Consider the following 9,351-nt stretch of genomic DNA (forward strand, 5'->3'; position numbering starts at 1 on the left):
CGGCGGGGCGGGGGTCGGTGGGCTGGTAGACCGCCAGCACCTGGTAGGTGGCGGTGTCGCGGATGGCGTTGAACCACCGCCGGCACCCCGTGCTGTGCACCCAGCGCTCGGCGAAGGGTCCCTTGGGGTTGTCGCGGTAGAAGAGGTACTCCGCCCACTCCTGGTCGGTCAGGTCGGCGGGCGTGGCGGGGTAGGGGACGTGGGCCTGACCCCCGTAGGAGAACTCGGTCTCGTCCCGGGGCCCGCACCAGGGACAGGTCAGCAGCAGCACGCTGGCTCCTCTCGGACTTCCGGGTCAGTGGGCGACGGCGGCGGCGCCGTGCTCGTCGATGAGCGCACCGGTGCTGAACCGGTCCAGCGCGAACGGCGAGTTGAGCGGGTGCGGCTCCCCGGTCGCCATCGTGTGCGCCATCGTCCAGCCGGCCGACGGCGTGGCCTTGAAGCCGCCGGTGCCCCAGCCGCAGTTGACGTAGAGGTTCTCCACCGGGGTCGCCCCGATGATCGGCGAGGCGTCGGGGGAGACGTCGACGATGCCGCCCCAGGTCCGGAGCACGTGCGCCCGGGCGAAGATCGGGAACAGCTCCACCGCGGCAGCCATCTGGTGCTCGATGACGTGGAACGACCCGCGCTGGCCGTAGCCGTTGTACGAGTCGACCCCGGCACCCATGACCAGCTCGCCCTTGTGCGCCTGCGAGACGTAGACATGCACGTGGTTGGACATGACCACCGTCGGGTGCACCGGCTCGTACAGCTCGGAGACCAGCGCCTGCAGCGGGTGGGACTGGACCGGCAGCCGGAACCCGGCCCGCTCGGCCAGCACGCTGCTGTGCCCGGCGGCGGCCAGGCCGACGACGCCGGCGGAGATCGGCCCGCGGGTGGTCTCCACGCCCACCACCCGGTCGCCGTCCCTGAGGAAGCCGGTGACCTCGCAGTTCTGGATGAAGTCGACGCCCAGCCGGTCGGCGGCGCGGGCGAAGGCCCAGGCGACGTGGTCGTGCTTGGCGATGCCGGCCCGCGGCTGGAAGGTCGCCCCGAGCACGGGGTACCGGATGTCGGGGGAGACGTTGAGGATCGGGCAGATCTTCGCCACTTCGTCGGCATTCAGCCACTCGGCGTCCACGCCGTTGAGCCGGTTGGCGTTGACCCGGCGGGTGGCCTCTCGGACGTCCTGCAGCGTGTGCGCCAGGTTGAGCACCCCGCGCTGGCTGAACAGGAAGTCGTAGTTCAGCTCGGCGGGCAGCTGCTCCCATAGCTTGAGCGCGAACTCGTAGATGCCCGCGCTCTCGTCCCACAGGTAGTTGGACCGGATGATCGTGGTGTTGCGGGCCATGTTGCCGCCGGCCAGCCAGCCCTTCTCGAGGACGGCGACGTTGGCGAGGCCGTGGTTCTTGGCCAGGTAGTAGGCCGTGGCGATGCCGTGGCCGCCGCCGCCGACGACGATGGCGTCGTAGGAGGGCTTCGGGTCGGGGTTGCGCCAGAGCCAGTCCGGGTGCTCGGGCAGATGGCGCGGATCGGTCTGCGCGCTCATCACAGCTCCCCGTCCAGGTTCGGGTACAGGGGGAACTTGCCTGCCAGGCTCTCGACGCGGCCGCGCAGCTCGGCGGCCGTCTCGTGGCTGAGCTCGCCCTTGAGCGCCTCGGCGATGATGTCGGCGACCTCGCGGAACTCAGTGACGCCGAAGCCACGGGTGGCCAGCGCCGGGGTGCCGATGCGCAGCCCGGAGGAGACCATCGGCGGGCGCGGGTCGAAGGGGACGGCGTTGCGGTTCACGGTGATCCCGATGCGGTGCAGCCGGTCCTCGCCCTGCTGACCGTCGAGCGCCGAGTCGCGCAGGTCGACGAGGACCAGGTGGACCTGCGTGCCACCGGTGAGGACCGAGATGCCGGCCTCCCGCACGTCGTCGGCCAGCAGCCGCCCGGCGAGGATGCGCGCGCCGTCGAGCGTGCGCTGCTGGCGCTCGCGGAACTCCTCGCTCGCGGCCACCTTGAAGGCCACGGCCTTGGCGGCGATCACGTGCTCGAGGGGACCGCCCTGCTGGCCCGGGAAGACAGCGCTGTTGATCTTCTTGGCGAGCTCGGCGGTGCTCAGGATGACGCCACCCCGCGGGCCGCCGAGCGTCTTGTGCGTGGTCGTGGTGACCACGTGGGCGTGCGGCACGGGATTGGGGTGCAGCCCTGCCGCGACGAGGCCCGCGAAGTGCGCCATGTCGACGAGCAAGTAGGCCCCCACGCGGTCGGCGATCCGACGGAATTCCGCGAAGTCCAGGTGCCGGGGATACGCCGACCATCCGGCCACGATCATCTTCGGCCGGTGCTCGAGCGCCAGTCGCTCCACCTGATCCATGTCGACCAGCAGGTCGGATGAACGCACGTGGTACGGCACGACGTCGTAGAGCTTGCCGGAGTAGTTGATTCGCATGCCGTGGGTCAGGTGCCCACCGTGGGCCAGGTCGAGACCGAGGATGGTGTCGCCCGGGTCCAGCAGCGCGAACATCACAGCCGCGTTGGCCTGCGCGCCCGAGTGCGGCTGCACGTTCGCCGCCTCGGCGCCGAACAGGTCCTTGACCCGGTCGATGGCCAGCCGTTCCACGACGTCCACGTGCTCGCAGCCGCCGTAGTACCGACGGCCGGGATAGCCCTCGGCGTACTTGTTGGTGAGCACCGAGCCCTGCGCCTGCATGACCGCCGAGGGGGCGAAGTTCTCCGACGCGATCATCTCCAGTGTCGACTGCTGACGCTCCAGCTCCGCGGTGATCGCGGCATGCACGTCGGGGTCGAGGCTCGCGAGCTCGAGGTCGAGGATGTCGGCCACAGCAGGTCCCTTCGTCTGCAAAAGCGCAACGGCGTTGCTTGACGAGCAACCTAGGTGTGACGCGCTACACCGTCAAGCGGCCTGCATGGGAGCGGGGGAGTGCATGGAACTGCGAGCACTGTGTCCTTCCGCAGGTTGACAGTGATGCGCGCCACTTCTACGGTCACTGCAACCGAGTTGCCGTTAACGCAACACGGGCCGACCTCAGGCGAAACTTTGAGCCCCTTGGATGGCCGCCATGAGCCAGCACGCCCCCACCGTCTCCGATCCCGGCGCGGCCCCTACGGCCGTGGACCGCGGGGTCCGCCGCCGCGTGGTCGCCGCGAGCTTCATCGGCAACTTCGTCGAGTGGTTCGACTACGCCGTCTACGGCTATCTGGCGGCCACGATCTCCACGGTCTTCTTCCCGGAGACCGACCGGACCACCGGCCTCCTGCTGACGTTCGCCGTCTTCGCGATCTCGTTCTTCGTGCGGCCGGTCGGCGGGCTCGTGTGGGGGCACATCGGCGACAAGGTCGGGCGACGGAGCGCGTTGTCCTACTCGATCCTGATCATGTCGATCGCCACGTTCGCCATCGCGCTGCTACCGACCTACGCGGCCGTGGGGCTCCTCTCGCCGGTGCTCCTCCTGGTGGTCCGGGTCGTGCAGGGCTTCTCCGCGTCTGGTGAGTACGCGGGTGCGTCCTCGTTCCTCGTGGAGTACGCCCCGGCGCGCCGCCGAGGGCTCTACGCCGCCGTCGTACCGGCGAGCACGGCCGCGGGTCTTTTGTTCGGCTCACTGCTCGCCGCGCTGCTGACCGGCGTCCTCTCCGACGCTCAGATGCACTCGTGGGGATGGCGACTGCCGTTCCTGCTGGCCGCACCCATGGGCCTGATCGGCCGCTACATCCGGTACCGCTTGGAGGACACGCCTACCTTCCGCGCTCTGGAGGATCAGGCGGACGTCGCCAGGGCGCCGGTGTTCGAGATGTTCCGCACCCACCGCCGCCCGCTCGTGCTCGCCCTGGGCGCGGCCCTTCTCAACGCCGTCGCCTTCTACGTGCTACTCAGCTACATGCCGACCTATCTGTCCGAGGAGCTCGGGTTCGGCGACACGGAGTCCTTCCTCGCCACGACCATCGCGCTGGCCACCTACATCGGCTTCATCTTCCTTACCGGGATGGCCTCCGACCGCTTCGGCCGCCGGTCGGTCCTGCTGACCGCCTCAGCGCTGTTCGTGTTCTTCACGGTGCCGGCCTTCCTCCTCCTCGATGGCGCCGGGTTCCTGGTCGTCGTCCTCATCCAGGTGCTGCTCGGAGGGATGCTGACCCTCAACGACGGCACGCTGCCCAGCTTCCTGGCGGAGATGTTCCCCACCCGGATCCGCTACAGCGGGTTCGCCGTCAGCTTCAACCTGGCCAACGCCGTCTTCGGCGGCACCGCGCCCTTCGTGGCGACCCTGCTCATCTCCCAGACCGGCAGCACGGTCGCCCCGGCCTGGTACCTCGTGGCCGCGGCCGCGGTGTCCGCCGGCGCCGTCCTGATGAGCCGCGAGACCGCCCGCACGCCACTGCGCGAGTCCTGACCCCGCCTGACTCCCGTCCCACCCGACAGAAGGAGAAGAACCGTGTCCGTTGCTGACCTCGAGCGGCTGAAGGTGATCCACAACGGCGAAAAGGAGCAGCAGACCTTCTCTGCCGAGGAGATGGAGCGGCGCCTGGCGGCGCTGCGCAAGACCATGGCCGACGAGGGAGTGGACATCGCCCTGCTCACCTCGTACCACAACGTGAAGTACTACTCGGACTTCCTCTACACGTCCTTCGGTCGCCCGTACGCCTACGTGGTGACGCAGGACGACCAGTTCACCGTCTCGGCCAACATCGACGCGGGCATGCCCTGGCGGCGCACCTTCGGGGACAACGTCGTCTACACCGACTGGCACCGCGACAACTACGTGTGGGTGATCCGGGAGAGCCTGCACAGTCGCGGCATCAACCCCAGCGGCATCGGGGTCGAGGACGACACCCTGCCGCTGGAGATGCGGCAGAAGTTCGAGGCGGCGTTCCCCGACGCCGTGCTCGTGGACATCTCGAAGGCAGCCATGCGCCAGCGCATGGTGAAGTCGGCCGAGGAGATCGAGCTCATCAAGCACGGCGCGCGCATCGGCGACCTCGGCGGTGCGGCCATCCGCGAGGCGATCACCGAGGGCGTGCCCGAGTTCGAGGTGGCGCTGGCCGGCACCAACGCCATGGTCCGCGAGATCGCCCGCACCTTCCCGCACACCGAGATCCGCGACACCTGGGTGTGGTTCCAGTCCGGCATCAACACCGACGGGGCGCACAACTGGCCGACCACCCGCCGCGTCCAGCGCGGCGACATCCTGAGCCTCAACTGCTTCCCGATGACGTCGGGCTACTACACCGCTCTCGAGCGCACGCTCTTCTATGGCGAGCCCGACACGCGCTCCCTGAAACTGTGGGAGATCAACGTGGCCGTGCACCGAGCCGGCCTGGACCTGATCAAGCCCGGGATCACCTGCGCCGAGATCGCGCACAAGCTCAACGAGATCTACATCGAGCACGGTCTGTTGCCCAACCGGACCTTCGGCTACGGGCACTCCTTCGGCGTCCTCTGCCACTACTACGGACGGGAGGCGGGCCTGGAACTGAGGGAGGACATCGACACCGTCCTGGAGCCGGGCATGGTCGTGTCCATGGAGCCGATGATCATGGTCCCCGAGGGGCAGCCCGGAGCCGGCGGCTACCGGGAGCACGACATCCTGGTCGTGCACGAGGGCGGGGCCGAAAACATCACGAAGTTCCCCTTCGGGCCCGAGCACAACATCCTGGGCGTCTGAACGCCGGCGTCCCGGGCAAGTCGCCGATGCCACGTCGCGGGGTCCACCGTCCGCGACGTGGCATCGTCGACGACGCGAACGACGACAGGGGAGCCCGATGACAACCACCGACGGCCGGTCCCTCACCGAGGACCTCCCCGAGAACGGCGAGGCCCGCGGGATCTCGGTCCTGAAGAACGGTCTCGCCGTCCTCCGGGCCTTCACGGTGGACGAGCCGCTCCTCGGGGTGTCCGAGATCGCCGCCCGCGTGGGGCTGCACAAGAGCACGGTCTCGCGCATCCTCGCCACCCTCGAGCTCGAGGACCTCGTCGAGCGTGATCCGTCCACCCGCCGCTTCCGGCTCGGCCTGGGGGTCATCGCGATGGCCGGACCGCTGCTGGCCGACCTCGACGTGCGCCGGGTGGCGTACCCGGTGCTGCACGACCTCAGCCGGCGCACCGGGGAGACCGCTGCGCTGATGGTCTGGGACGGGGGAGAGGCGATCTGCGTCGAGCAAGTGCCCAGCCAGCACCAGGTGAAGCACACGACGCCGCTGGGGACCCGCTACGACACGGCGGCCAGCTCGTCGGTCCAGGTGTTCCTCGCCCAACTGGAGCCCTTTGCCGTCCGCAGTCTGGTGATGAAGGGGGCGATCGACCTCCCCGGTCTCACCGAGGCCGTGCTGGACGCGTATCTGGTCAGGCTGCGCGAGGTCGCCGACCGTGGCTGCGCGGTCAACTACGGGGAGACCTCCCTGGAGGAGGTCGGCGTGGCCGCCCCCGTGGTCGACCACCGTGGCGAGGTCGTCGCGGCGGTGCTGCTGTCGGCGCCCCGATTCCGCATCTCCACCGAGCAGCTCTCCGTGCTCGTGGAGGCGGTCACCGCCGCTGCTCAGCAGGTGAGTTCTCGCCTCGGCGGCGTCTGACGCGAGGCTTCGTCTCCCGGCTGAGCGATCGATGCGCTGACCGGACCGCCTACCGGCCCATCAGGTGCTCGGAGTGGCGCAAGCGCAGCGCCAGATGCAGGGCAAGCGCGCGCGAGGTGCCGGTCGGGTCACCGCCGAGCAGCCCGAAGGCCCGGTCCAGGCGCCCGTAGAGCGACTGCCGCTGCAGGTGCAACAGCTCCGCGGTGCGGGTCTTGTTGCAGCCGGAGTCCAGATAGGTCTCCAGTGTGTGCAAGAGGAGATCGCCCTCGTTCGCGCGGAGCGCCAGCAGCATCGCGAGCTGGCCGCGGACGAAGCGAGACCGCGCGGCGACCGCGTCGTCGGTGTCCAGGAGGGTCTCGACGATCGTGGTGACTGCGTCCACGACCGACCCGGGGCCGTAGGCGGATCGCTGCCGCATCGACGCCACTGCCAGCTCCATCGACGTGGCGACCCCGGCCAGGTCCGGGACCACCGGCCCGACACCGACGACTACGGCGTCCAGTTCCCGGACCCACTCATCGAGGGCAACGACCAGGGCGTTGCGACGCGCGGCGGCGCTCCTGCGGTCGGTCAGGGAGAGGACGACGCGCACCTCGGTGTCGGACGCGTCCATGGCGATCCGGCCGTACTGGCGGAGCCGCCCGTCGAAGCCCGGCAGGCCGGCCCCCGGTGTCGCGGTGGTCACGGACATCCCCACCACCGGATCGGCGGGGTCGAACCCGACCACCTGGGCCAGGTGTGTCAGTCGGCTGCGGTCACCCCCGCCGTGGCCGGCGAGGCGGGCGAGCTCGCTCGCGGCAAAGTCCCGGGTCGACGGTGCGTGGGACCTCAGCAGGGCGAGGCCGAGTGCCTCCGCGGCCCGCTCTGTCACGATGCCGAGCAGATCCAGGTCCGTGTCGGCGCGCGGGTGGAAGACCAGGGTGGCGGCGTGCGCACCCCGGACGGTGATGCGTGAGGTGACGCCCTGATTCGGCATGGTCTCCAGCAGTCCGTCGGGCGTGTGCGCCCCACGGACCTCGCTGATGAGCTCTCCCGCACTGTCGAAGAGCGCGACGGACAACCCCGTCCGCTGGACGAGGGTGTCCAGCAGCGCGGCGACGTCGCCGCCGCCGGCCAGCACGGCCGACAGGTCGTGTGCCAGCTCCCCGCCGCGCCGGAGGCGCGTCACGGAGTCGTTGACGAGCTCGGCGTTGATCGCCTCGGCCACGTCGACGAAGGGAATCTGGCGGCGCAGCTGGATCACCGGGAAGCCGAGGACGTCGGCCTGGCTCACCACCGCCGCCGGGACGGAGGGCAACCGAGGGCCGGTCTCGACGGCCACGGCGGTGACGTGCCGGTCGGCCAGCTCCGTGACGTAGCGCCGCTGGTCGACCGCGGCCGCCGCGGCCAGCATCGACCCGCCGGTGAGGAGGAGCTCCCCGCCGCGGAGCAGGGAGGCGATCTCCAGCACCTCGCTCGAGTGCACCCAGCGCACCCGACGCTGCAGGCCCGCGGTCCCGGTCAGCAACCGCGGCTGCCCGGGGCGGAGGCTGGGGTGCCTGAGCGCCCGACCCAGGGTCAGCCGCATGACGGAGTGTCAGGAAAATCGCGGCTCATGCACGACACTGTGCGTCTTGTCGGTCGTGATCCGCAACACCCACGATGTGACGACCCCCAGCCCAGCCCCGTCGAACCGGAGGCCGCCATGTCCGCCGCGACCGAGCCCGAACCGCCCTCGATCCACGACGTCGAGGAGCAACTCCAACCCATCCCCGAGAGCTCCCGGACCACCAAGGTCTCCGGGCAGTTCTGGATCTGGTGCGGCGCCAACATCGCGCCGATCAACTGGGTCCTGGGCGCGCTGGGCATCAACCTCGGCCTCGGCCTCGCCGACACCCTGACCGTCCTGATCCTCGGCAACCTCATCGGCATGGCGCTGTTCGGCCTCTTCGTGCTGATGGGCCAGAAGACGGGCGTCACCGGCATGGTGCTGTCCCGGGCCGCCTTCGGCCGGCGCGGCAACTACCTGCCCTCGCTCATCCAGGCCGCGCTGTCGATCGGATGGTGCGCGGTGAACACGTGGATCATCCTCGACCTGGTGATGGCCCTGTTCGGGAAGCTCGGCGTCGTCGACCCGACCGGGGAGAACTACGCGGCGAAGATTGCGGTCGCCGCGTTCCTCATGGCCATCCAGGTGGCCATCTCCTGGCTCGGCTACCGGGCCATCTCGGCCTTCGAGCGGTGGACCGTCCCGCCCACGATCGCGGTCCTCGTCCTGATGTCGGTCGTCGCCTGGTTCTTCCTCGACATCGACTGGTCCTACGCCGGGCCGGAGGGCGCCGTCCTCTCCGGGGGCGAGCGGCTCGCCGCGATGACGGCGATCATGACCGCGATCGGCATCGGCTGGGGGATCACCTGGTTCACCTACGCGGCCGACTACTCGCGCTTCGTCAGCACGCGGATGCCGCGGCGCAAGCTCTACCTCGCGAGCACCCTGGGCCAGTTCATCCCCGTCGTCTGGCTGGGCGTGCTCGGCGCGACCCTCGCCACCAAGAACGGATCCGTGGACCCCGGCCAGCTGATCGTCGAGAACTACGGGGCGCTGGCCATCCCGGTGCTGCTGCTGGTCCTGCACGGGCCGATCGCCACGAACATCCTCAACATCTACACGTTCTCGGTGGCGACGCAGGCGCTCGACATCAAGATCCCCCGCCGCAGTCTCAGCGTGCTGGTCGGCGTCCTGTCCATGGCGGTCGTGGTCTTCTTCATCTTCCAGGAGGACTTCGCGACCGTCCTGGACACCTGGCTCATCGGGCTGGTC

8 protein-coding genes are annotated in these 9,351 nt (G+C 69.7%); 4 read left to right on the forward strand and 4 right to left on the reverse strand.

Features of this window, described 5'->3' with window-relative positions:
* The 3 genes from CNO22_RS22740 to glyA form a co-directional block, all read right to left on the reverse strand.
* Positions 1-271, reverse strand: a 271-nt coding sequence (locus tag CNO22_RS22740) for a sarcosine oxidase subunit delta (RefSeq protein WP_100501551.1), incomplete at its 3' end; no start/stop codon positions are given.
* Positions 272-295: 24 nt separating this feature from the next.
* Positions 296-1,528, reverse strand: a complete 1,233-nt coding sequence (locus tag CNO22_RS22745) for a sarcosine oxidase subunit beta family protein (protein WP_100501553.1) — start codon at positions 1,526-1,528, stop codon at positions 296-298.
* Entirely contained in the window at positions 1,528-2,811 is a 1,284-nt protein-coding gene (glyA, locus tag CNO22_RS22750) for a serine hydroxymethyltransferase (protein WP_198588538.1), read from the reverse strand. Before glyA ends, CNO22_RS22745 begins: the two co-directional genes overlap by 1 nt.
* A 238-nt stretch (positions 2,812-3,049) precedes the next feature.
* Between glyA and CNO22_RS22755 the strand changes: the two genes are divergently transcribed.
* The 3 genes from CNO22_RS22755 to CNO22_RS22765 all read left to right on the forward strand — a co-directional run bounded on the left by CNO22_RS22755 (position 3,050) and on the right by CNO22_RS22765 (position 6,551).
* Positions 3,050-4,375 (forward strand): MFS transporter, encoded by a 1,326-nt coding sequence (locus CNO22_RS22755; protein ID WP_198588539.1) that lies wholly within the window; start codon positions 3,050-3,052, stop codon positions 4,373-4,375.
* Between the two features lie 42 nt (positions 4,376-4,417).
* Positions 4,418-5,647, forward strand: a complete 1,230-nt coding sequence (locus CNO22_RS22760) for a M24 family metallopeptidase (RefSeq protein WP_100501556.1) — start codon at positions 4,418-4,420, stop codon at positions 5,645-5,647.
* A 97-nt stretch (positions 5,648-5,744) separates the two neighbouring features.
* Positions 5,745-6,551, forward strand: coding sequence for an IclR family transcriptional regulator (locus tag CNO22_RS22765; RefSeq protein WP_100501557.1), 807 nt, complete (start codon positions 5,745-5,747; stop codon positions 6,549-6,551).
* Between the two features lie 49 nt (positions 6,552-6,600).
* Here the strand turns inward: CNO22_RS22765 and CNO22_RS22770 are convergent, their stop codons facing one another.
* Positions 6,601-8,118, reverse strand: a complete 1,518-nt coding sequence (locus CNO22_RS22770) for a PucR family transcriptional regulator (protein ID WP_100501559.1) — start codon at positions 8,116-8,118, stop codon at positions 6,601-6,603.
* Between the two features lie 117 nt (positions 8,119-8,235).
* Here CNO22_RS22770 and CNO22_RS22775 point away from each other — a divergent pair.
* Positions 8,236-9,351: purine-cytosine permease family protein (locus tag CNO22_RS22775; protein WP_100501561.1), on the forward strand; the 1,116-nt coding region annotated here is incomplete at its 3' end.

This window comes from Geodermatophilus chilensis (assembly GCF_002802985.1).
Taxonomy (GTDB): Bacteria; Actinomycetota; Actinomycetes; order Mycobacteriales; family Geodermatophilaceae; genus Geodermatophilus; species Geodermatophilus chilensis.

Coding starts and splice junctions, on each gene's coding strand:
- CNO22_RS22745 (WP_100501553.1), bottom strand. CDS start 1,528: ATGAGCGCGCAGACCGATCCGCGCCATCTGCCCGAGCACCCGGACTGG.
- CNO22_RS22765 (WP_100501557.1), top strand. CDS start 5,745: ATGACAACCACCGACGGCCGGTCCCTCACCGAGGACCTCCCCGAGAAC.
- CNO22_RS22755 (WP_198588539.1), top strand. CDS start 3,050: ATGAGCCAGCACGCCCCCACCGTCTCCGATCCCGGCGCGGCCCCTACG.
- CNO22_RS22770 (WP_100501559.1), bottom strand. CDS start 8,118: ATGCGGCTGACCCTGGGTCGGGCGCTCAGGCACCCCAGCCTCCGCCCC.